Below are 21931 nucleotides of genomic sequence, written 5' to 3'. Positions count from 1 at the left end.
GACACCGGGGCGCGGCCGGGCGTGCTCCGCGCCGGCCGCACCCCCGGCCGTCCGAGTCCCGTGACCGGCCTCAGCGCCGCCCGGTGACCGTCCCCTCCACCGCGAACAGCTCCGCCTCGACGTGGTCCAGGGCCAGCCGCAGCGCCCCCGTGGCCACGGCCGCCCCGCCGAGCGCGGACAGCGCCACCCGGGGCGGGCGCAGACAGTAGCGCGCCAGCTCGCGGCGCAGCGGGTCGAGCACACCGTCAAGACCGGCCGCCCAGCCGCCGATCACGACCAGTTCGGGATCGAGGGCCAGCACCAGCGCGGCGACGTCGTGCACCAGCCGCTGGATGAACCGCTCGACCGCCGCCCGCGCCCGCCGGTCGCCCTCCCGGGCGAGCGCGAACACCTGGGCGACCGCCTGCTCGTCCAGCGGGTGCAGCGGCTCGTCGGTGGTGGACAGCAGGGTCTCCGGGGTCACCTCCCGGCCCAGCAGGTGCAGCGCGCCGATCTCCCCGGCCGCCCCGCCGTACCCCCGGTGCAGCCGGCCGCCGATCAGCGCGCCGGCGCCCGGGCTGAGCCCGGCCAGGACGAACACCAGGTCGTCGGTCTCGGCCGCCGCGCCCTTCCAGTGCTCGGCCACGGCCGCCGCGTTGGCGTCGTTCTCCACCAGCACCGGGCACTTGAAGGAGCGGCCGAGCCGGTCGCCGAGCCGCAGCCCCGTCCATCCCGGCAGCGCCGTGCCCAGCCGTACCGTCCCGTCCGCCTCCACGATGCCCGGTGAGGCCACGCCCACCGCCCGCAGCGAGCGGCGAGCCACCCCGGCCCGGCGCAGCAGTTCGGCGACCGCGCCGCGCAGCCGGTCCAGCCGCTCGTCCGCCGGGGCCGTCTCGGCCACCTCCTTGGCCTGCGTGCCCAGCACCCGGCCGTCCAGGTCGGACAGGAGCGCGGCGACCCGGTGCGGGCCGATCTCCAGACCCAGCAGATGCCCGGCCTCGGCCCGGAACCGGAACCGGCGGGCGGGCCGCCCCTGACGACGCGCGGTACCCTCGTCGGCCGCCTTCTCGACCACGAGCCCCGCCTCGATGAGCCCCTCCACGACGCCTTCGACGGTCGGCCGGGACAGGCCGGTGAGCCGGGTGATCTCGGTGAGCGTCGCGCAGTCCGTGGCCCGCAACGCGTGCAGCACCACCGCGGAGTTGATCCTTCGCAGCAGCGAGGGATCGCCACCGGTAAGCTGCCCCACCGTCCGTCCTCCCAGCTCGCGGGCGTGTTGGGCGGATCGTACTCGGCCCGGACCGCACCGGCGAACGCCGGGCCCCGCGGACCTGTGAGGTCAGCCGGGCGCGACGAACCCCGACTCGTAGGCGGCGATCACCGCCTGGGTGCGGTCCCGCGCGCCCAGCTTGGCCAGCACGGCGCTCACGTGCGACTTCACCGTCTCCGTGCCGACCACCAGTCCGGCGGCGATCTCCGCGTTCGACAGGCCCCGGGCCATCAGCCGCAGCACCTCGGCCTCCCGCTCCGTCAGCCCGGCCCCGGCCAGCGGGGGGCCGGCCGGGCGCCGGTCCCCGTACCGGGCGGCGAGGCGCCGCACCGACGCCGGGAACAGCAGCGACTCGCCGTCCGCCACCAGCCGCACCGCGTGCACGATCTCGGCCGGCCGGGAGCGCTTCAGCAGGAACCCGTCGGCGCCCGCGCGCAGCGCCTCGTACACGAACTCGTCGTCCTCGAAGGTGGTCACCACCAGGATCTTGGGCGGCTCGTCGACCGTGCGCAGCACCGCGCGCGTGGCCTCGATGCCGTCCATCAGCGGCATCCGCACGTCCATCGCCACCACGTCCGGCCGCAGCCGGCGCACCAGCGGGATGACGGCCGCCCCGTCGGCCGCCTCGCCGACCACCTCGATGTCGGGCTGGGCCTCCAGCACGGCGCGCAGACCCGCGCGCACCAGCGGCTCGTCGTCGACCAGGAGTACGGTGACCGGCATCCGGCCAGCGTAGATCAGCCCAGCGGAAGCTCCGCACGCACCTGCCAGTCGCCCTCGTACGGGCCGGTGCGGGCGCTGCCCCCGAGCAGCGCGGCCCGCTCCCGTATCCCGCGCAGCCCGCTGCCCCGCCCCGTCCCGGACGGCCCGGCCGGCAGCGGATTGCGGACCTCGAGGGCGAGCGCGCTCCCCTGCACGGACACCCGGACCCGTACCGGCACGGCTCCCGCGTGCCGCAGCACGTTGGTGAGCGCCTCCTGCAGGATCCGGTACCCCTCGCGGGAGACCGGTCCGGGCACGGCGGCCACCGGGCCGGTCACCTCGGCGTCGACCTCGGCGCCGGAGGCGCGGGCCGACTCCAGCAGCCGGTCGGCGTCGGCCAGGGTGGGCCGGGCGCTCGCCGGCCGCTCCGACTCGCGCAACACCCCGAGCACGCGCTCGAGGTCGGCGAGGGCATCCCGGCCCGTCTCCTCGATGGCCTCGAGCGCCCTCGCGGTGAACTCCGGGTCGCCCGCCGCCCGCGCCGCGCCGGCCTGCACCACGGCCACCGTCAGGGCGTGCCCGATGGAGTCGTGCAACTCCCGTGCGATGCGCGTGCGTTCGAGGAGCCGCTCGGTGCGCTCCTCCAGGGCGGCCAGCCGCTCGGCGGCGGACGGCCCGAGGAGCCGGCGGGCGCCCGCGGCGGCCGCTTCGCCGAGTCCGACGACAGTGCCGTACAGGACGAGCAGCGGGACCGGCGCGAGCAGGGCCCACGCCCTCCCCGGGGGCAGCAGGTCCAGCACAGGCACCCCGGAAGGCGCCCGCCCCCAGGCGCACGTCGCCAGTTCGTACGCCGCGATCGGCATCCACACCGAGCAGAACGACGTCACCCAGCCCAGGAGCATCCGCAGCTCCAGCCACAGCACCGTGCGGCCCCGGTCCCGCCAACTCGCCGACGGGGTCACGGAGATGCCGGACTCCTTCGCGCCGGGCGTCAGCAGCAGCCGGCCCTGGACGCCCTCACCCACGCGCACACCGGGCAGCAGGCCGACCGGGAGGAGCACGAGCGCCGGCACCCAGGGCTTCGACTCGTCGACCAGCATCCACACGCTCTGCAGCAGCATGGGAACCCACAGGTGCAGCAGACGCGTGTACGTCGCGGAGCGCGACAGCGGCCGCAGGAAACGGATCACCCGCACATCCTCGCAGCGCCCCCGGCGACGGACCTCCCCCGCGCGGGGGAGACAGCGCCCACCGGTGGGGGAGGATCCAGCGGCCGCCCCCCGCGAGGCTGTCACCATGACCAGCATCGACGTACGAGACCTCACCAAGGAGTACGGCGGCCGGCGCGCCGTGGACCGGCTCACCTTCAGCGTCCGTCCCGGCCGCGTCACCGGGTTCCTCGGCCCCAACGGCGCCGGCAAGTCCACCACCATGCGGCTAGTCCTCGGCCTCGACCGGCCGGCCTCCGGGACCGCCACCATCGGCGGCCGCGCCTACGCCGAACTCACCGACCCCCTGCGCCGGGTGGGCGCCCTGCTGGACGCCGGGGCCGCGCACGGCTCCCGCACCGCGCGGGACCACCTGCGGGCCCTGGCGGTCAGCAACCGCATCCCGGCCCACCGGGTGGACACCGTCCTGGAGCGCACCGGGCTGGCCGCGGTGGCCCGGCGCCGGGTGCGGACGTACTCCCTGGGCATGCGCCAGCGGCTCGGCATCGCCGCCGCCCTCCTCGGCGACCCGGAGGTGATCCTGCTGGACGAGCCCGCCAACGGCCTCGACCCGGAGGGCATCATCTGGATCCGCACCCTGCTGCGCGCTCTCGCCGCGGAGGGCCGTACGGTCCTCGTCTCCAGCCATCTGATGAACGAGACCGCCGCCTTCGCCGACCACCTGCTGATCCTCGGCCGGGGCCGGCTCCTCGCCGACACGCCGGTCCAGGAGTTCATCCACGCGCGCGTGCGGCCCCGGGTCAGGATCCGCACCGCCGACGACGCGGCCCTCGGCGGCCTGCTCGCCCGGCACGGCCACGACGCCTCCCGGGGCGAGGACGGCGCCTGGACCGTGCGGCACGCGCGTGTGGACGACCTCGGCCGCCTCATGGCGCAGGCGGGCGTGCCCGTGCTCGAACTGACCGCGCAGGAGGCCACGCTGGAAGAGGCCTACCTCGATCTGACGGCCGCCGAGGCCGAGTTCACCGCCCAGCCCCAGGAGGCCTGACCATGCCGTTCATCCCGGTCCTGCACGCCGAGTGGATCAAGATCCGCTCCCTGCGCTCGCTCGTCGGCGGCCTGGCCGCGGTCCTCGTGGCCACCGTCGCGTTCTCCGTGCTCGCCGCCGCCGACGCCGACGGCACGGACCCGCTGTTCTCGGTGTTCTTCGGTATCAGCTTCGGGCAGATCGCCGCCGTGGCCTTCGGTACGACGGCCGTCTCCTCCGAGTTCCGGGGCGGTGCGCTGCGGCTGACGCTGGCGGCCGTACCCGACCGGCGGCGGTGGTTCGCCGCGAAGGTGACGGCCATCGCCCTGCCGGTACTGGCGACGGGGCTGCTCACCGGCCTCGTGACCCTGCTGGCGGGCAAGGCCGTCCTCGGCGCCGACGGGCCGTCCTGGACCGAGGGGCTGCGCGGCGCCGTCGGCTGCGGTCTGCACCTCACGCTGATGGCGCTGCTCGCCGCCGGCCTCACCGCCGTCCTGCGCAGTGGCGTCGCGACGCTCTCCGTGCTGATCCCGTTCCTGCTGATCGTGTCCTTCGTCGTGGGCGACATGTCATCGGGCGTGGCCGACCTGCTGCCCGACCGGGCCGGCCAAGTCGCCCTGCACAGCGGCCCGTACGGTTCCGTCGGCCCGTGGACCGGCCTCGCCGTGGCCGCGCTGTGGTCGGCGGCGGCCCTGTGCGCGGGGGCGTGGAGCGTGCGCCGCAGGGACGCCTGACGGCACGCCAATTGTCAGTGGGGGCCGTTTTACTGGATCGCATGGACATCGCGAACTGTCTTGCCCTGATCGAGCGGCTGCGCGTACGGGAGTTCCCGGCGGAGCACGGCCGGACGGACGTGGGCACGGGCGGGCCCGGTTACCTCATAGCCGTGTTGGCGGCCGGCGGCGACCGCCATGAGGACGACGGTGCCGACCGGGAGACGGCGCGGGCGCAGTACGAGGCCGACCGGGACGCGCTGAGTGAGCGGCTCGCCGAGCGGTGGGGACCTGCGGACGTGTTCAGTCTGTTCAGCGTGTTCGTGCGGAGCGCGGAAGGGGAGGAGACGGCGCAGCCATGGGGCGCACTGGCCGCGCACGTGCCGGACCTGCACCTGTGGCGGGAGGAGTCGGGCCGCTGGGTTGCCCTCGGGGTGTCCCGGTGGGACGGCGAACCGCCGTTCCAGCTCCTGGCGGTGGTCACGGAGACGGACCCGCCCTGACCCGGCGGATCCGTCAGACCTCCGCCGCCTCCCGCAGCCGCGCGAACTCCTCCGCCATCGTCGCCGCCGTCCAGTGCGCGTTCAGCCCGCTGGGGTTGGGCAGCACCCACACCCGGGAGCCGCCGACGGCACGCTCCTGGGGCCCCACCCGCGCCCCGCGTTCCTGGAAGGCCGCCCGGTACGCGGTCACCCCGACCACGGCCAGCCACCTGGGCCTCAGCCGCGCCACCTTGGCCGTCAGCAGCCTGCCGCCCTCGGCGTACTCCTCGGCCGTCAGCTCGTCGGCCCGCGCGGTCGCCCGCGCCACCACGTTCGTGATGCCGAGCCCGTAGGTCAGCAGCTCGGCCTGCTCGGCGGGCGCCAGCCGCCTCGGCGTGAAGCCGGACAGGTGCAGCACCGGCCAGAAACGGTTGCCGGGACGGGCGAAGTGATGGCCCGTCGCGGCGGTCGTCAGGCCGGGGTTTATGCCGCAGAACAGCACCCGCAGGCCGTCCGCGACCACGTCCGGGACGAGACGGTCGCGGGCGGCCTCCAGCTCCGCGGGGGTGAGGCGGGTCAGAGGATCGCCCCCGGGGTGTAACCGGCGGCCTCGGGGTGCTGCTTGACGATCTCCTCGACGCGGCCGACGACCGCACCGACCTGGGCGGCGGCCGCGCCCGTGAAGGACAGCTTGTCGGCCATCAGCGCGGCGAGCTGCTCGCGGTCGAGCGGCAGCCGCTCGTCGGCGGCGAGCTTGTCGAGCAGGTCGTTGCGCTCGGCGCCCTGCTCGCGCATCGCGAGCGCGGTGGCGACGGCGTTCTCCTTGATGGCCTCGTGCCCGACCTCGCGGCCCACGCCCGCCCGCACGGCACCCATGAGCACCTTGGTGGTGGCGAGGAACGGCAGGTAGCGGTCCAGCTCGCGGGCGACGACGGCCGGGAAGGCGCCGAACTCGTCGAGCACGGTCAGGAAGGTCTCCAGCAGGCCGTCCAGGGCGAAGAAGGCGTCCGGGAGGGCCACCCGGCGCACCACCGAGCAGGAGACGTCGCCCTCGTTCCACTGGTCGCCGGCCAGCTCGCCGGTCATCGAGGCGTAGCCGCGCAGGATCACCATCAGGCCGTTGACGCGCTCGCAGGAGCGGGTGTTCATCTTGTGCGGCATCGCCGAGGAGCCCACCTGGCCCGGCTTGAAGCCCTCGGTGACCAGCTCGTGCCCGGCCATCAGCCGGATCGTCTTCGCCAGCGAGGAGGGCGCCGCCGCGAGCTGCACCAGCGCGGTGACGACCTCGTAGTCCAGCGAGCGCGGGTACACCTGGCCGACCGAGGTGAACGCCTGCGAGAAGCCCAGGTGCCGCGCGATGCGGTCCTCCAGCTCCGCGAGCTTGGCCGCGTCGCCGCCGAGCAGGTCCAGCATGTCCTGGGCGGTGCCGACCGGGCCCTTGATGCCGCGCAGCGGATAGCGGCCCAGCAGCTCCTCGACACGGCCGTGGGCGACCAGCAGCTCGTCGGCGGCGGTCGCGAACCGCTTGCCGAGGGTGGTGGCCTGGGCGGCCACGTTGTGCGAGCGGCCGGCCATGACCAGCTCCGCGTACTCGCCGGCCAGCTTGCCGAGCCGGGCCAGGACGGCCACGGTGCGGTCGCGCACCAGCTCGAGGGAGAGCCGGATCTGGAGCTGTTCGACGTTCTCGGTGAGGTCGCGCGAGGTCATGCCCTTGTGCACGTGCTCGTGCCCGGCGAGGTCGTTGAACTCCTCGATCCGTGCCTTCACGTCGTGCCGGGTGACCTTCTCGCGCTCGGCGATCGAGGCGAGGTCGACGGTGTCGAGGACGCGCTCGTAGTCGGCGATCGCCTCGTCCGGCACCTCGATGCCGAGGTCCTTCTGGGCCCGCAGCACGGCGAGCCAGAGCCGGCGCTCCAGCCTCACCTTCTGCTCGGGGGACCAGAGCGTGGCGAGCTCGGCGGAGGCGTAGCGTCCGGCGAGGACGTTGGGGATGCGGGGCTTGGCGGGCGCAGAAGTCACGTGTCCAGATTCTACTGGCGGTTCGTGCAGGCCAGCGCCACCCAGTCCTTCGGCGGAAGCTACGAGAGCCACGTCACGCCGGCCGGGGCGGCGCTGCGCGGACCCGGGGCCCGCCGCTCAGCGGGGGGCTACGCCCGCCCCTCGTACGGCAGCAGGTCCGGGCGCTTCGCCGGGCGGCCGTCGCCGGAGGAGCGGCCGGTCAGCCGGCGGCCTATCCAGGGCAGCAGGTGCTGCCGGGCGAAGCGCGCGTCCGCGATCCGCCGGTGCACCCAGCCGGGCGGCAGCGTGGCCGGCATCGGCACGTGCCACTCGGCGTCCTCGGCGTGGTAGCCGAGGGCCTGCCACACCGCCTCCGCGACCCGGCGGTGCCCCTCGGCCGTCAGGTGCAGCCGGTCCACGTCCCACAGCCGCGGGTCCGCCAGCGACGGCGCCCCGTACAGGTCGACCACCAGGGCGCCGTGTTTCGCGGCCAGCTCGTCGATGCAGGTGTACAACTCCTCCATGCGCGGCCGGAAGCGCTCCAGCACCGGACCCTGCCGGCCGGGGCTGCGCATCAGCACGAGCTGCTCGCAGCTCGGCGCCAGCCGCTCCACCGCCTCGGTCAGCAGGCCCCGCACCCGGCCCATGTCGCACTTGGGCCGCAGGGTGTCGTTGAGCCCGCCGACGAGGGTGATCACATCGGCGCCCATCGCGGCGGCCACGTCCACCTGTTCGGCGACGATCTGCCCGATCAGCTTCCCGCGCACGGCGAGGTTGGCGTACCGGAAACCGGGGGTGCGAGCGGCCATCCGCGTGGCGAGCAGATCGGCCCAGCCCCGGTAGGAGCCGTCGGGCAGCAGGTCCGACATGCCCTCGGTGAAGGAGTCGCCGAGGGCGACCAGGCTGGTGTGGGCGGGAGGTATGGAATCTGTCTGCATGGCGTCAGCGATGGTATCCCGGCTCCATACCCGTCGGTCGGTCGGCCGCCCCGGCCCCGGCCCGCTCGGGGCGGACCGGGGCCGGGGCGGGGCGGCGGCGTGGCCGGGGCGGCCGGTGCGGCCTGCCGGGACCGGCCCGGGCGGACCCGTCCCGGCACGGACGCCGCTGGCTCAGGCGGGCTGTCCGAACAGCTCCCGCAGGACGTCCTCCATGGTCACCAGACCCGCCAGCCGCCCGTCCTCGCCGAGCACGGCCGCCAGGTGTGTGCGGCTGCCGCGCATCGCGGTGAGCACGTCGTCCAGCGGGGTGCCTTCCCGGACGCGCGCGATGGGCCGCATGTCCCGCAGCCGGAACGGCAGGTCCCGGGGCACGGCGTCCAGCGCGTCCTTGACGTGCAGGTAGCCCACGATCCGGCGGCCCTCGTCGACCACGGGGAACCGGGAGAAACCGGACTCCGCCGACAGCCGCTCCAACTGCTCAGCGGTGACGCCCACGCGCGCGTAGACCACTCGCCGGAGCGGGACGACGACGTCCCGCACCGGACGGCGGCCCAGCTCCAGGGCGTCGTGCAGGCGCTCCTGCGCCCGGCCGTCGATCAGCCCGGCCTCGCTGGCGTCCTTGACGATCTCGGCGAGTTCGGTGTCCGTGAAGGTCGCCGAGACCTCGTCCTTGGCCTCCACCCTGAGCAGCTTCAGCAGCCCGTTCGCGAAGGCGTTGATCGCGAAGATCACCGGGCGCAGCGCGCGGGAGAGCGCGACCAGCGGCGGGCCGAGCAGCAGCGCGCTGCGCACGGGCTCGGCGAGCGAGATGTTCTTCGGCACCATCTCGCCGAGCAGCATGTGCAGATAGGTGGCCAGGGCCAGCGCGATCACGAAGGACACCGCGTGGCCCACGCCCGCGGACACGCCGGCCGCGTGGAACGCCGGCTCCAGCAGATGCGCGATCGCCGGCTCGGCGACCACACCGAGCACCAGCGTGCACAGCGTGATGCCGAGCTGGGCGGCGGCCAGCAGTGCGGACACGTGCTCCAGGCCCCACAGCACGCTCTTCGCGCGCCGGTCGCCCTCCTGCGCGAGCGGCTCGATCTGCGAGCGGCGCACCGAGATCAGCGCGAACTCGGCGCCCACGAAGAACGCGTTGACGACCAGTGTCGCCAGACCGATCAGCAGCTGTACGGCGGTCATCGGGCCCCCTCCGCGCGGCGGTCGCGCTCCTCGTCGTCCAGCGGCGCGTGCAGCAGCACCCGGGCGGCGCGGCGCCCCGAGGCGTCCACCACGTCCAGCCGCCAGCCGGCCACCTCGACGCTGTCCCCGACGCTCGGTATGCGGCCCAGCTCGGCGGCGACGAGGCCGGCCAGCGTCTCGTACGGCCCGTCGGGCGCCCGCAGACCCACCCGCGCGAGCTGGTCGGTGCGGGCGGCGCCGTCCGCCGAGTACAGGGCCCGGCCCTCGGTGTCCGCGCCGGCGGGCGCCAGGTCGGGCGTCTCGTGCGGGTCGTGCTCGTCGCGCACCTCGCCGACGACCTCCTCGACGATGTCCTCCAGCGTGGCCACGCCCGCCGTGCCGCCGTACTCGTCGATGACGACGGCCATGGTGCGCCGGCCGGACAGCCGGTCCAGCAGCCGGTCGACGGTGAGGGACTCGGGCACCATCAGGGGCTCGCGCATCACCTGGCCGACGGAGCGGCGGGTGCGCTGGTCGGCGGGCATGGCCAGGACGTCCTTGACGTGGGCGATGCCGACGACGGAGTCCAGGCTGCCCCGGTAGACCGGGAACCGGGACAGGCCCGTCGCCCGGGTGGCGTTCGCGACGTCCTCGCAGGTCGCCTGGGCGTCCAGGGCGACGACCTGGACGCGCGGGGTCATCACGTTCTCCGCGGTCAGGTCGGCGAGGTTCAGGGTCCGGACGAACAGTTCGGCGGTGTCCGCCTCGAGCGCGCCCGCCTTGGCGGAGTGCCGGGCGAGAGCCGCCAGTTCCTGCGGCCCGCGCGCGGAGGCCAGCTCCTCGGCGGGTTCGACGCCGATCCGGCGCACCACCCGGTTGGCCATGTTGTTCAGGTGCGTGATGAACGGACGGAAGGCGGCGCTGAACCAGCGCTGCGGGTTGCCCACCCGTTTGGCCACGGCCAGCGGCGAGGAGATCGCCCAGTTCTTCGGCACCAGCTCGCCGACCACCATCAGGAACACCGTGGACAGGGCGGTGCCCAGCACCAGCGCGACGGAGCTCGCCGTGGTGGCGGACAGGCCCAGCGCCTGGACGGGACCGGCGAGGAGTTTGGCGACGGAGGGCTCGGCGAGCATGCCGACCACCAGGTTGGTGACGGTGATGCCGAGCTGGGCGCCGGAGAGCTGGAAGGTCAGGTTCCGTACGGCTTTCAGGGCGCCTGGGGCGCCCCGCTCGCCGCGGGCGGCGGCGCGCTCGAGTTCTCCGCGCTCGACCGTGGTCAGCGAGAACTCGGCCGCCACGAAGGCGCCGCAGGCCAGGGCGAGGAGGATCGCCAGCAGGAGGAGGAGCACTTCGGTCATCGGGTCACCCCCGTCCCATGATCGGGCAGGGCGGGACGGAACGCGCGGTGTCGCGGACTGGGAGGATCGCCCATGGGCGGACTCTCACAACCTTTCATGGAGGGCCGAGTGCTCCCTCAATGGTAAAGGATGGGCAAAGAGTCCTGGGAATGCGGTCCGTGACCGGCCGGACGCGGGTCCGTGACCGGCCGGACGCCGGTGCGCGGGCGGCCGGAGATCAGCCCGCGAGCGGCTTCACCCAGCGGCGCCACCGCTCCTCGGGCCCGTACCCGGCGGCCCGCCACGCGTGGTGCGCGGTCTCGTTGCGGACGAGGACCATCGCGTCCGCGCGCCGGCCGCCGAGCGCCGCGAACCGCTCCTCGGCGGCGGCCAGCAGCGCCGAGCCGATGCCCTGCCGCCGCCGCCCGGGGTCCACCGCGAGCCGGTACAGATGGCAGCGCCAGCCGTCGAACCCCGCGATCACCGTGCCGGCCAGCTCGCCCTCCAGTTCGGCGAGGATCAGCGCCCCGGGGTCGCGGGCGATCAGCCGCTCCACCCCGGCGCGGTCGTCACTGATGCTGGTGCCCTCGGCGGCCGTCCGCCAGAACGCGAGGACGGCGTCCAGGTCGGCGGGAAGGGCGGGGCGCAGGCTGAGTCCGGTCATGCCGGAACCCCATCACACGACGGCGCTCGCTCCCGCGGATTCCATCATGCGGACTCCTCGCGCAGCCGGGCCAGCACGGGCGCGAACGCCTCCATCGACGGCTCCAGGACCGTCAGGTACGAGAACCCGAACCGCTCCCGCTGCGCCCGCACCCGTGCCACCAGGTGATCGAGCGGGCCGACCAGCACGATGGGCAGGGCCAGCGCCTCCTCCAGGGTGAGCTGCGGCTGCCGTTCCAGGAGGGGCCGCAGCACCGGCTCCGGGTCGTCGGTGACGGCCACGATCTGGATGAGCAGGTTCAGCTCGGCGTGCGCCGCCCGGTCCGCCGCGTGCGCCCGGTACCGGGCGACCCGCTCGTCCAGCTCCTGCGCCGTCAGCGGTTCCAGCGTGCCGGCGGTGCGTCCCGGCCGGGCTCCGGTGAACGCCGCGATGTCCGCGTGCTCGGCGGTCAGCCGCAGCATCCGGTCCCCGTTCGCGCCGATCAGCAGGGGCACCCGGCGCTGCGCGGGCCGCGGCAGGTGCTCCCCGGAGCCGAGCAGCCGGTCCAGCTCCCGGACCGTGCGCCGCAGGTGGTCCACCCGCTCGCGCGGGGACCCGTACGGCAGTCCGGCCGTCTCGTGCTCGGCCTCGACGTAGCCGGTGCCGAGGCCGAGTTCGAGCCGGCCGCCGGTGAGCGCGTCGGTGGTGGCGACCTCGCGGGCCAGCAGCGCGGGGTTCCAGAAGCCGGCGTTGAGCACGAAGGTGCCCAGGCGCGGCCGCTCGGTCGCCTCGGCGGCCGCCACCAGCGCCGGGAACGGCGCGACCATGCCGAGGTGGTCGGGGACCAGGATCACGTCGTACCCCAGCTCCTCGGCGCGGCGGCACGTCGCCCGCCAGTCGTCGGCGGGCGACGGTGTGAGCAGATTGACCCCGAACCGGAACGGGCGTGGCATGAACTCTCCTCCGCGGTAGCCGACTTAAGCCGGGCTCCTCGATTCCATCACGGCCCGGGCACGCCGGCGGAGGAAGGTCCGCGCCGCCCGTGGCCGGAGCCCGCGAGGCGCCCGGCGAGGGCGGCGGCGTCACTCGAGGGCGATCGCCGCGAGCAGAGGATCAGACTGCCCGCGACGAATGCCACGGACAGCACGACGAACGCCACGGACAGCACGACGGCCGGCGCGGACAGCGCCCGCCGGCCCTGGTGCGCGAGGAAGCCGCGCAGGGGCGCCCTGAGCACCAGGTCAGACCTCGGGGGCGATGTCGTCGCCCAGCCGCCCGCGCACCGCGTCGAACGCCTTCATGCGCTCCAGCACGGCGTCCGCGGTCGGCCGCTCCATCTCGTCCACGATCCGGCCGTCGGCGAGGAAGAGCACCAGGTCGGAGTGGGCGGCCGCGCCCGGGTCGTGGGTGACCATGACGACCGTCTGCCCGAGGTCGTCCACCGCGCCGCGCAGGAAGCCCAGCACCTCGAGCCCGGCCCGCGAGTCCAGGTTGCCCGTCGGCTCGTCGGCGAAGATCAGCTCGGGCCGGGAGGCCAGCGCCCGCGCGCACGCCACCCGCTGCTGCTGACCGCCCGAGAGCTGCGCCGGCCGGTGCGACAGGCGCCCGCGCAGCCCGAGGGTGTCGATGACCTGGTCCAGCCAGGCGCCGTCGGGCCTGCGGCCCGCGATGTCCATGGGCAGCGTGATGTTCTCGGCCGCGGTCAGCGTCGGGATCAGGTTGAACGACTGGAACATGAAGCCGACCCGGTCGCGCCGCAGCCGGGTCAGTTCCCGGTCCTTCATGCCGGTGATCTCCGTGTCGCCGAGCCAGACCTGACCGGCCGACACGTCGTCCAGGCCCGCCAGGCAGTGCATCAGTGTGGACTTCCCCGAGCCTGAGGGCCCCATGACGGCGGTGAAGCGGCCGCGGGTGATGTCCACGTCCACCGAGTCGAGGGCGAGCACCGCGGTCTCGCCCGCGCCGTACGCCTTGGTCAGCCCGCGCGCCCGGGCCGCGATCCCGCCGTCCGGGGTGCGGCCCGGCGCGTACTCCGCAGCAGGTGTGGACAAGACCGCCTCCCGGTCGTCGACTCCCTCGTCCCGACCGAGCCTAGTGTGACCGGCCCCACAGCCGGTATCCCTCCCCGGGCCGACGACACACACACGATGTAAGGGACACCGTTTCCGGGACGGCCCAGCGGAACGCAGGGTGGAGTCCGTCGGCGCGGGCGCCGGCCGTCCGGCGCCGGGCGGCCGCCGCGGTGCCGGCCGGCGGTCAGCGTCCGGCCGGTTCGGCGGGACGCCAGGCCGTGCCCAGCGCGCAGTAGGACGTGGGCAGCGCCGGACCCCGCTCCGGCACCATCACCCGCCGCTGGGGCCCGAGTTCGAACCCGGCGGCACGCAGCGCGGCCACCGGGTCGCGGGCCAGGTGGCAGCCGCCGTTCAGCACCGGCCAGAGCGTCGCGTCCAGGGTGCGCTGGGTCAGCACCATCGCCCGGCCCCCGCCCCGGCCGTGCTCGAAGAAGCGCACCTCGCCACCCGGCCTGAGCACCCGCCGCACCTCGGCCAGCGCCCGCGCCACGTCCCGCACGCTGCACAGCACCAGCGACAGCACGGCCGCGTCGAAGGCCTCGCTCTTCACCGGCAGCGCCTCCGCGACCCCGGGCACCACGTCGACCGGCACCGGGACGCGCAGGGCCGACTCCAGGGCCAGCTTCCGCAGCAGGGGCTCCGGTTCGATCGCGACGACCTCGGCGACGGCCCCCGGATAGTGCCCGAAGTTCAGCCCGTTCCCGGCGCCGATCTCGATCACCCGCCCGGACAGCCCGGCGAGCAGCCGTCCGCGTACCGAGGCCAGGCCGAGCCTGGAGTCGGCGCCGACGCTGAGCCGGGCGTAGTAACGGGCGAACAGCGGGTGGTGGACGGGGCTCCGCGCCACCGTGCCGGAACCGGCCGACGACAACCGCATGGCAACCTCCCGGACAGGGCCTACGGTGATTGTCCCCCGCCGGGCCCCGTCACATCCCGCCGCGCCCATGGTCATGCGCGGCGGGTGCGACGGACGAGCAAGCCGCTCAGGGCGCCTGCCGGATGCGGAACGCCTCCGCGTCCCACGTGCCGTCCAGCCGCGCCGCCAGCCAGCCCGGCGCGGCGGCGCGGAAGGCGGCGGCCGGCAGCGCCCCCGCCCCGGCGGGCAGCGCGCCGAGCAGCGGGGCGCCGGCGACCTCCGGCAGGTCCACCACGTTGCAGCGGCAGGCCAGGTCGGGATCGTCCGGCCAGCTCCCGATGACGATCCCGGCCGGCTCGAGCCCGCGGGTCCGCAGTTCACGGGCCGTCAGCTCGGTGGTGTTGAGCGTGCCGAGGCCGGCCGTGGCGACGACCAGCACCGGCGCGTTCAGCAGCCGGGCCGCGTCGGCGAGGGTGCCGCCCGCCGCGTCGAACCGGACGAGCAGCCCGCCCGCCCCCTCGACCAGCACCAGGTCGTGCTCGGTGGCGAGCTTGGCCGCGGCCTCGGCCACCTCGTGCGGGTGCACCGGCGCCATCCCGGCCCGCCGGGCCGCCGTACCCGGCGCCAACGGCTCCGGGAAGCGGGCCAGTTCGGTCGCGGTGACGGGGCCGGCCAGCCGGGCCACCTCGTCCGCGTCGCCGCGCTCGTCCGGCCGTACGCCCGTCTGCGCGGCCTTCAGCACGGCCACCGAACGCCCGGCAGCGAGCGCCGTGGCGGCGACGGCCGCGGTCGTGACGGTCTTGCCGACCTCCGTGCCCGTCCCCGTGATCACCAGTACCGGCATGTCATCCCTCCCGTGCCGCGGCGCACACCGCGCGTGCGATCCGCGCCACGTCCTCGTCCGAGGTGACGTACGGCGGCATCGTGTAGACCAGGTCGCGGAACGGACGCAGCCACACGCCCTCCCGCACGGCGGCCCCGGTGGCCGCGGCCATGTCGACCTCGTGGTCGAGCTGCACCACGCCGACGGCGCCCAGGACGCGGACGTCCTTCACACCCGGCAGCGCGGCGGCGGGCTCCAGACCCGCCCGCAGGCCCGCCTCGATCCGCCGGACCTCCGACCGCCAGTCCTGCCCGAGCAGGAGGCCGATCGAGGCGCAGGCCACGGCGGCCGCCAGCGGGTTGCCCATGAACGTCGGGCCGTGGGCCAGCACCGGCACCTCGCCCCGCGAGATGCCGTCCGCCACCCGCGCGGTGCACAGCGTGGCGGCCATGGTGAGGTAGCCGCCGGTCAGCGCCTTGCCCACGCACATCACGTCCGGAGCGACGCCCGCGTGCTCGGCCGCGAACAGCTCGCCCGTGCGCCCGAACCCGGTGGCGATCTCGTCGAACACCAGCAGCACGCCGTGCTCGTCGCACGCCTCGCGCAGCACCCGCAGGTACGCGGGGGAGTGGAACCGCATCCCGCCGGCGCCCTGCACCACCGGCTCCACGATCACGGCGGCCAGCTCGTCCGCGTGCCGCGCGACCAGCTCGCGCAGGTGCAGCGCGTAGGGCTCCTCGTACTCGGCCGGCGGCGCGTCCGCGAACACCTGGCGCGGCAGCACACCGGCCCACAGACCGTGCATCCCGCCCTCGGGGTCGCACACCGACATCGGCTGCCAGGTGTCGCCGTGGTAGCCGCCACGCCAGGTCAGCAGGCGCTGCTTGGCGGGCCGGCCGAGCGAGCGCCAGTACTGCAGGCACATCTTCACCGCGACCTCGACCGACACCGAGCCGGAGTCGGCGAGGAACACGTGCTCGAGTCCCTCCGGTGACATGTCGACAAGGAGCTTCGCCAGCCGGACGGCGGGCTCGTGCGTGAGCCCGCCGAACATGACGTGACTCATCCGCCCGAGCTGCTCCCGCGCCGCCTCGTTGAGGACGGGGTGGTTGTAGCCGTGGATCGCCGACCACCAGGAGGACATGCCGTCGACCAGCTCGCCCGAGCCGTCGGCCGGGCGCAGCCGGACCCCGCTCGCCGACTCCACGACGAGCGGTTCACCGCGCCCGGGCATCGGACCGTACGGATGCCACACGTGCCGCCGGTCCAGTTCCAGCAGCTCGGGCAGGCTCAGGCCGGGCAGGTCAGGCATTGGGCGCGAGGTCCGTTCCGGCGCCCCGGCGGCGCACGGCGACGAGGTCGGTGCGCGCCTCGTTCGCCGCGGGCTCCGGCGTGGACGCCGTGCCGCAGACACCGCCGCCCCCGTGCGAGCCGCAGCCGGCCGCCGCGTGCGAGCCGCAGCCCGCCTCGGCCTGCGGGCCGCACCCGGCGCCCTCGTGCGAGCCGCAGCCGCCCGCGGCGGACACCCGGTGCGCGGGCAGGGTCACCTGGTCGGCGCCCTCCACCTCGAAGCCGGCGTCCGCGATCATCTCCAGGTCGGCCCTGCCCGCCTGGCCCTCGCTGGTCAGGTAGTCGCCCAGGAAGATGGAGTTGGCCAGGTGCAGGGCGAGGGGCTGCATGGTGCGCAGGTGGACCTCGCGGCCGCCCGCGATGCGCACCTCCGCGTCCGGGCAGACGAAGCGGACCATCGCGAGGATGCGCAGGCAGCGCTGCGGGGTGAGGTTCCACTCCTTTGCGAGCGGGGTTCCCTCGAACGGGATCAGGAAGTTCACCGGAACGGAGTCCGGGTCGAGTTCCCGCAGCGAGAAGACGACGTCCACCAGGTCCTCGTCGCTCTCACCCATTCCGGCGATCAGCCCGGAGCAGGCGGACAGCCCGGCCGCGTGCGCCTTGTTCACCGTGTCCACCCGGTCGGCGTACGTGTGGGTGGTGGTGATGTCCCCGTACGTGGCCTCGGAGGTGTTCAGGTTGTGGTTGTAGGCGTCCGCGCCCGCCTCGCGCAGCCGCTCGGCCTGGCCGTCGGAGAGCAGGCCCAGGCAGGCGCACACCTCGACGTCCTCGTGCCGGTCCTTGATGGTCCGGATGGTCTCGGAGACCCGGTCCACGTCCCGGTCCGTGGGGCCGCGCCCGGACGCCACCAGGCAGACCCGCTTGGCGCCCCCGGCCAGGCCCGCGGCGGCGGCCTCGGAGGCCTCGTCGGGCTTGAGCCAGGTGTACTTGAGGATGCCGGCGGTGGAGCCGAGCCGCTGGGAGCAGTAGGAGCAGTCCTCGGGGCACAGGCCGGACTTGAGGTTGACAAGGTAGTTGAGTTTCACGCGCCGGCCGAACCAGTGCCGGCGCACCTTGCCGGCCGCGGCCACCACATCGAGCAGGTCGTCGTCGGAGGTGGCGAGCACGGCGAGTGCCTCGTCGCGGGTCGGCGACTCGCGCCGAAGCCCCTTTTCCACCAGCGTGTTCAGCAGGTCCATGAGGCACGATCCTGGCCTACGGGACCGTCCCGGGCCAAGGAGAGTTTGCACAACGGAGACGGTTCACCGTGTGGGTATTGCCACACCCTGGGTGGCAGGCCGTGCGGCTAGTGTCTGTCCGCTACCTACAAAAGCCCGGAGGACCCATGGCGTTCGGCTGGATCGACGAGCAGGCCGAGACGCGCCGCCGTGCCGGACTCGTGCGGACCCTGCGCCCGCGCCCGGCCGACTCACCCCTGCTGGACCTGGCGGGCAACGACTACCTGGGTCTCGCCCGCCATCCGGAGGTCGTCGAGGGGGCCGCCGGGGCCGTCCGTGCCTGGGGCGGCGGGGCCACCGGTTCCCGGCTGGTCACCGGCACCACCGAACTGCACACCGAGCTGGAGCGGGAACTGGCCGACTTCTGCGGCTTCGAGGCGGCCCTGGTCTTCTCCTCCGGTTACGCCGCCAACCTGGCCGCCGTCACCGCGCTCGGGCCGCACGGCTCGCTGATCGTGTCCGACGCGGGCAACCACGCCTCGCTCATCGACGGCTGCCGGCTCGCCCGGGGCGCCACCCAGGTGGTCGGGCACGCCGACCCGGAGGCCGTGGCCAAGGCGCTCGGCACCCACCAGGGGCCGGCGATCGCCGTCTCCGACACGGTGTTCTCCGTGGACGGCGACGCGGCACCGCTGGCCGCCCTGGCCGAGGCGTGCCGGGCGCACGGCGCCGGGCTGGTCGTGGACGACGCGCACGGGCTCGGGGTGCTGGGCGAGGGCGGCCGGGGCGCCCCGTTCGCGGCCGGGCTCGCGGGCTCAGGCGACGTGGTCGCCACGGCCACGCTGTCGAAGTCGCTGGGCAGTCAGGGCGGGGTGGTGCTCGGACCTGCCCGGGTCGTCGCCCATCTGGTCAACGCGGCCCGTACGTTCATCTTCGACACGGGCCTCGCCCCCGCCGCCGTGGGCGCCGCGCTGGCGGCGCTGCGGCTGCTGCGGCGCGAGCCGGCGCGGGCGGAACGGGCCCGCGCGGTCGCCGCCGAACTGCACGCACGGCTGACCGCCGCGGGTCTGGATGCGGTGCGTCCGGACGCCGCGGTGGTCTCCGTGCGGGCTCCGTCCCCGGAGCGGGCCGTGCGCTGGGCGGCCGACTGCCGTTCGGCAGGCCTGGCCGTGGGCTGCTTCCGTCCTCCTTCCGTGCCCGACGGCATCTCGCGGCTGCGGCTGACCGCCCGCGCGGACCTCTCCGGGGCCGAGATCGAACGCGCTGTACGTGTGATTCGCGAGGCGCGACCATGAGTCGGCGTGACACGGCCGCACAGCGAACGGAAGTGATCGAATCTGATCAGTAGGAGCCGGTCCGTCGGTCGATGACCGATCAGGGCCCGGCGGATGTCACCGGAGTGCGGCCACGAAGCCCGCCCAGCTCCCGGGGGAGAAGAGCAGCGCGGGTCCCGCGGGGGCCTTGGAGTCGCGTACGGCGAGCAGTCCGGCCCACGGGCCGGAGCACGGACGTGCCGCCTCCACGCAGTTGTTCGCTCCGGTGCTGTAGCTGCTGCGCAGCCACCGCACGTCGTGCAGGTCGGTACTGGCTGGGACGTTCCGAGGCAGTGCGGTCATGGTGCCTCCTTACGCGCCGTCACCTATCCCGGCGATGTAGTCCAACGAGTCCTCGGGTGAAAGGGCGTGGAACCGAAGGGAGTCGAAGGCCTCGGTGTAGGCCATGAGGTCTTCTTTCCGTTCCAGGTAAAGGCTACTCGTCAACTGGTCAAGAACAACCACGTCCAGATCAGAAGTGCGCGGAAATGAGAAGATAACGAAAGGCCCGGTGAGGCCGACGTGTGCCCCCGCCGAGAACGGCAGCACCTGGAGCCGTACTTGGGGCAGCCGTGCCGCCTCCACCAGCCGGTCCAGCTGCCGCGCCATCACCCCGGGACCGCCGACCTCGCGCCGGAGCACCGCCTCGTCCAGCACCGCGGTCAGCTCCAGCGGCGGCTCGGAGCGCAGCACGTCCTGCCTCGCCAGCCGCACCTCCACCAGGGCGTCCAGCCGCTCCTCGTCCACGCCCTCCACAGCCGCCCGGGTCACCGCGCGAGCGTATTCGGGCGTCTGCAGCAGGCCGGGAACCACCGTGGTCTCCAGGGTGCGCATCCCGCTCGCCTGCGACTCCAGGCTGATGAAGTCGCGGTAGGTGGGCGGCAGCACGCCGCGGTAGGCGTGCCACCAGCGGTTGCGGCCGCCCGCGTCGTCGGAGCCCGTCAGCGCCAGCAGCAGCTCCCGCAGCTGCCGGTCGTCCACCCCGTAGGCGTCGAGCAGCAGCCGCACGTCGGCCGGCCGCACCCCGCTGGCGCCGGTCTCGATGCGGCTCACCTTCGACTGGTGCCAGCCCACCAGCCGGGCCGCCTCGCCACTGGTGAGCCCGGCCCCGGTGCGCAGCGCGCGCAGTTCGGCGCCCAGCTTGCGGCGTCGCACCGCTGGACCGTTCTGCATGGGGACTCCTTACTCCTTCCGGGCCGCCCGGATACGGTCTCGAGTCGCAGAGTTCACCGCTTCGGGCGACAGATATATGCATATCTCGGTGGATGGCTCCCCCGGCCGGTCCGGTGATGGCAGTCTGGCGAAGAACCACCAGTCCGGGACCGTACTCGAACCATCCGCTCCTCGCCGGACCGCGGGCCCGTGGGAAAGGGATGACCTCGCCATGGCAGACCACCTGGAAGCATCCGTCACTCTGCCGAGCGATCCCGCCTCGGTCTCCGCGGCCCGCTCCTACGTCGTGGGCACCCTCGCGGAGTGGGGCCTGCCGTCGGACACCGACGTGGCCGACACGGTCCGGCTCATCGTCTCCGAACTCGCCACCAACGCCGTGCAGCACACCTTCGGCCAGTCACCCACCTTCACGGTCGACATCGCGCTGTACCGTGACGAGCACCTGCGCATCGGCGTCACGGACAGCCATCCACGCTTCCCGAAGAGACTGCCCGCCGCCGTCCAGCAGGACAACGGGCGCGGCATGGTCATCATCCGCTGGCTCACCGCCGAGTGCGGCGGCAGACTCCGCGTCCGCCCCACCCGCGAGGGCGGCAAGACGGTGTCGATCGAGCTGCCGTGGACGCTCCGGAGGGAGCACCTGACGACGGCCGCGCAGCAGGAACCCCTTGGGCCTGTCTGACGATTCGCGTCGCGGGCCCGGCGGGAATCGTCAGACAGGCCTGGGCGTCCCCCGGGAGTCCGGAGGACCGGCGCGCGGCCGGGCGGGCGCCTGGGCGGCCCGTCACGGCCCGGGACGCGACCGCGCCGTCCCGGGCCCGCCCGCGTGCTTCAGGCGAGCGCCGGGACGGCGCCGGTGGTCAGGGGGAGCGGCCCTGCTGCTGGAGCCGCTCCGGGGGTGGACGGGGTCAGCTCACCCGGCCGTACCAGACGCTCCGGGTCCAGATCTTCTCGAGACGCACCACGGCCCCGGTCTTCGGGGCGTGCCAGATCTTGCCCTTCCCGGCGTAGATGCCGACGTGGTAGACGCTGGAACCTGAGTGGAAGAAGACCAGGTCACCGGCCCGGCGGTGACTGGCGGAGATATGGCGGGTCTTGTTGTACTGCTGGGCCGCCGTGCGCGGCAGCTTCTTGCCCACCTTCTTGAACGAGTAGAGCGTCAGACCCGAGCAGTCGAACCGGCGCGGACCGGTTGCCCCGTACTGGTAAGGCGAGCCCTTCTTTGAAGCGGCGACGTGCAGAGCCTTCGTCGCCAAAGTGGCGGCCGAGGCCTCACCGGCCAGGCCCGGCACGGCGACGGAGCCGCCCACCGCGGCAAGCGTAAGAGCCGAGGCCGTGCCGGCCCGGGCCATCATCGACGGGACACGATTCAGCGCAGTCATGCGCAACCCTTCGTCAGCCGCCTGTGAAGGATGACCTGTCGGATTCGGGCTGGCGAAGTGGCCCGGCCGCGTTGCCGCGGCTTCACCCCAAGGGCTGCTCGGCACGACCGTCCGTCTGCGACGAACGTCCGTCCCGGCGACCCGTCTTGCCTGGGTCCTCCACTCCTGCCGATCCACTCCTGTCGACCGGTCACCCGGGCGGCGGCAGGACTCGGCGTCCGCCCGGATCGCCCCGCCGCGGTGGCGGGGTCTTGTCGTCAGACAGGGATCTTCACTCACAGGTGTCCGAAAATCCCAACGGAACCGGGGATTTGTGGCGTTACTCACCACTCACCCGTTCGGGTGGACACTGCTCTGTTCGAGGCACCGTCAACTCCGGT

At 74.2% G+C, this 21931-nt stretch carries 24 protein-coding genes and 1 riboswitch; of the genes, 5 read left to right on the top strand and 19 right to left on the bottom strand.

The features are described from left to right. Nucleotides 1-70: 70 nt before the first annotated feature. The 3 genes from ACFQ9Z_RS03275 to ACFQ9Z_RS03265 all read right to left on the bottom strand — a co-directional run bounded on the left by ACFQ9Z_RS03275 (nucleotide 71) and on the right by ACFQ9Z_RS03265 (nucleotide 3141). Complete coding sequence (locus tag ACFQ9Z_RS03275) at nucleotides 71-1228, bottom strand: ROK family transcriptional regulator (RefSeq protein ID WP_383010090.1); 1158 nt, start codon at nucleotides 1226-1228, stop codon at nucleotides 71-73. A 90-nt stretch (nucleotides 1229-1318) separates the two neighbouring features. Next, nucleotides 1319-1972, bottom strand: coding sequence for a response regulator (locus ACFQ9Z_RS03270; protein WP_383010088.1), 654 nt, complete (start codon nucleotides 1970-1972; stop codon nucleotides 1319-1321). A gap of 14 nt (nucleotides 1973-1986) precedes the next feature. Further along, entirely contained in the window at nucleotides 1987-3141 is a 1155-nt protein-coding gene (locus ACFQ9Z_RS03265; protein ID WP_383010086.1) for a sensor histidine kinase, read from the bottom strand. Nucleotides 3142-3247: 106 nt separating this feature from the next. Between ACFQ9Z_RS03265 and ACFQ9Z_RS03260 the strand changes: the two genes are divergently transcribed. The 3 genes from ACFQ9Z_RS03260 to ACFQ9Z_RS03250 are packed head-to-tail and all read left to right on the top strand — an operon-like array spanning nucleotide 3248 to nucleotide 5363. Then, nucleotides 3248-4168, top strand: coding sequence for an ATP-binding cassette domain-containing protein (locus tag ACFQ9Z_RS03260; RefSeq protein WP_383010084.1), 921 nt, complete (start codon nucleotides 3248-3250; stop codon nucleotides 4166-4168). 2 nt (nucleotides 4169-4170) lie between these two features. Continuing rightward, the gene (locus ACFQ9Z_RS03255; protein ID WP_383010082.1) at nucleotides 4171-4881 is read left to right on the top strand and encodes an ABC transporter permease; all 711 of its coding nucleotides are present in this window, start codon (nucleotides 4171-4173) and stop codon (nucleotides 4879-4881) included. Nucleotides 4882-4922: 41 nt separating this feature from the next. After that, nucleotides 4923-5363, top strand: a complete 441-nt coding sequence (locus ACFQ9Z_RS03250; RefSeq protein ID WP_383010080.1) for a hypothetical protein — start codon at nucleotides 4923-4925, stop codon at nucleotides 5361-5363. Between the two features lie 13 nt (nucleotides 5364-5376). Here the strand turns inward: ACFQ9Z_RS03250 and mug are convergent, their stop codons facing one another. The 13 genes from mug to bioB all read right to left on the bottom strand — a co-directional run bounded on the left by mug (nucleotide 5377) and on the right by bioB (nucleotide 17704). Continuing rightward, complete coding sequence (gene mug, locus ACFQ9Z_RS03245; protein WP_383010316.1) at nucleotides 5377-5922, bottom strand: G/U mismatch-specific DNA glycosylase; 546 nt, start codon at nucleotides 5920-5922, stop codon at nucleotides 5377-5379. Then, complete coding sequence (purB, locus tag ACFQ9Z_RS03240) at nucleotides 5919-7361, bottom strand: adenylosuccinate lyase (RefSeq protein WP_383010078.1); 1443 nt, start codon at nucleotides 7359-7361, stop codon at nucleotides 5919-5921. The genes mug and purB overlap by 4 nt, the downstream gene beginning before the upstream one ends. 128 nt (nucleotides 7362-7489) lie before the next feature. Next, nucleotides 7490-8278, bottom strand: coding sequence for an SGNH/GDSL hydrolase family protein (locus ACFQ9Z_RS03235; protein ID WP_383010076.1), 789 nt, complete (start codon nucleotides 8276-8278; stop codon nucleotides 7490-7492). Between the two features lie 171 nt (nucleotides 8279-8449). After that, nucleotides 8450-9463, bottom strand: a complete 1014-nt coding sequence (locus ACFQ9Z_RS03230) for a hemolysin family protein (RefSeq protein WP_383010074.1) — start codon at nucleotides 9461-9463, stop codon at nucleotides 8450-8452. Continuing rightward, complete coding sequence (locus ACFQ9Z_RS03225) at nucleotides 9460-10803, bottom strand: hemolysin family protein (RefSeq protein WP_383010072.1); 1344 nt, start codon at nucleotides 10801-10803, stop codon at nucleotides 9460-9462. The genes ACFQ9Z_RS03230 and ACFQ9Z_RS03225 overlap by 4 nt, the downstream gene beginning before the upstream one ends. A gap of 217 nt (nucleotides 10804-11020) precedes the next feature. Beyond that, entirely contained in the window at nucleotides 11021-11446 is a 426-nt protein-coding gene (locus ACFQ9Z_RS03220; protein ID WP_383010070.1) for a GNAT family N-acetyltransferase, read from the bottom strand. Between the two features lie 44 nt (nucleotides 11447-11490). Continuing rightward, nucleotides 11491-12378 carry an LLM class F420-dependent oxidoreductase gene (locus ACFQ9Z_RS03215; protein ID WP_383010067.1) on the bottom strand — a complete coding sequence of 296 codons (888 nt, stop codon included), beginning with the start codon at nucleotides 12376-12378 and terminating at the stop codon, nucleotides 11491-11493. 47 nt (nucleotides 12379-12425) lie between these two features. Next, nucleotides 12426-12662: a hypothetical protein gene (locus ACFQ9Z_RS03210; protein ID WP_383010065.1), complete on the bottom strand. Its 237-nt coding sequence runs from the start codon at nucleotides 12660-12662 to the stop codon at nucleotides 12426-12428. Nucleotides 12663-12666: 4 nt separating this feature from the next. Beyond that, nucleotides 12667-13476 carry an ABC transporter ATP-binding protein gene (locus ACFQ9Z_RS03205; RefSeq protein WP_383010063.1) on the bottom strand — a complete coding sequence of 270 codons (810 nt, stop codon included), beginning with the start codon at nucleotides 13474-13476 and terminating at the stop codon, nucleotides 12667-12669. A 205-nt stretch (nucleotides 13477-13681) separates the two neighbouring features. Continuing rightward, complete coding sequence (locus ACFQ9Z_RS03200; RefSeq protein WP_383010061.1) at nucleotides 13682-14374, bottom strand: class I SAM-dependent methyltransferase; 693 nt, start codon at nucleotides 14372-14374, stop codon at nucleotides 13682-13684. Between the two features lie 106 nt (nucleotides 14375-14480). Then, complete coding sequence (gene bioD / locus ACFQ9Z_RS03195; RefSeq protein WP_383010059.1) at nucleotides 14481-15197, bottom strand: dethiobiotin synthase; 717 nt, start codon at nucleotides 15195-15197, stop codon at nucleotides 14481-14483. Between the two features lies 1 nt (nucleotide 15198). Continuing rightward, entirely contained in the window at nucleotides 15199-16488 is a 1290-nt protein-coding gene (locus tag ACFQ9Z_RS03190) for an adenosylmethionine--8-amino-7-oxononanoate transaminase (RefSeq protein ID WP_383010057.1), read from the bottom strand. Then, complete coding sequence (bioB, locus tag ACFQ9Z_RS03185) at nucleotides 16481-17704, bottom strand: biotin synthase BioB (protein ID WP_383010055.1); 1224 nt, start codon at nucleotides 17702-17704, stop codon at nucleotides 16481-16483. The genes ACFQ9Z_RS03190 and bioB overlap by 8 nt, the downstream gene beginning before the upstream one ends. A 146-nt stretch (nucleotides 17705-17850) precedes the next feature. On the opposite strand from bioB, the gene ACFQ9Z_RS03180 reads away from it, so the two are divergent. Continuing rightward, entirely contained in the window at nucleotides 17851-18978 is a 1128-nt protein-coding gene (locus ACFQ9Z_RS03180; RefSeq protein ID WP_383010053.1) for an 8-amino-7-oxononanoate synthase, read from the top strand. 96 nt (nucleotides 18979-19074) lie between these two features. On the opposite strand, the gene ACFQ9Z_RS03175 is transcribed toward ACFQ9Z_RS03180, so the two are convergent. After that, entirely contained in the window at nucleotides 19075-19299 is a 225-nt protein-coding gene (locus tag ACFQ9Z_RS03175; protein ID WP_360668089.1) for a DUF397 domain-containing protein, read from the bottom strand. A gap of 9 nt (nucleotides 19300-19308) precedes the next feature. Further along, nucleotides 19309-20169: a helix-turn-helix domain-containing protein gene (locus ACFQ9Z_RS03170; protein ID WP_383010051.1), complete on the bottom strand. Its 861-nt coding sequence runs from the start codon at nucleotides 20167-20169 to the stop codon at nucleotides 19309-19311. Between the two features lie 211 nt (nucleotides 20170-20380). On the opposite strand from ACFQ9Z_RS03170, the gene ACFQ9Z_RS03165 reads away from it, so the two are divergent. Continuing rightward, nucleotides 20381-20851: an ATP-binding protein gene (locus ACFQ9Z_RS03165; RefSeq protein WP_383010049.1), complete on the top strand. Its 471-nt coding sequence runs from the start codon at nucleotides 20381-20383 to the stop codon at nucleotides 20849-20851. 226 nt (nucleotides 20852-21077) lie between these two features. Here the strand turns inward: ACFQ9Z_RS03165 and ACFQ9Z_RS03160 are convergent, their stop codons facing one another. Further along, entirely contained in the window at nucleotides 21078-21551 is a 474-nt protein-coding gene (locus tag ACFQ9Z_RS03160; RefSeq protein ID WP_383010047.1) for a C40 family peptidase, read from the bottom strand. A gap of 2 nt (nucleotides 21552-21553) precedes the next feature. Beyond that, nucleotides 21554-21684, bottom strand: a riboswitch (cyclic di-AMP (ydaO/yuaA leader). Between the last annotated feature and the right edge of the window lie 247 nt (nucleotides 21685-21931).

The sequence above is a fragment of the Streptomyces sp. NPDC056580 genome (assembly GCF_042793175.1).
Lineage (GTDB): Bacteria > Actinomycetota > Actinomycetes > Streptomycetales > Streptomycetaceae > Streptomyces.
This window is presented reverse-complemented; position numbering and strand designations above follow the sequence as displayed.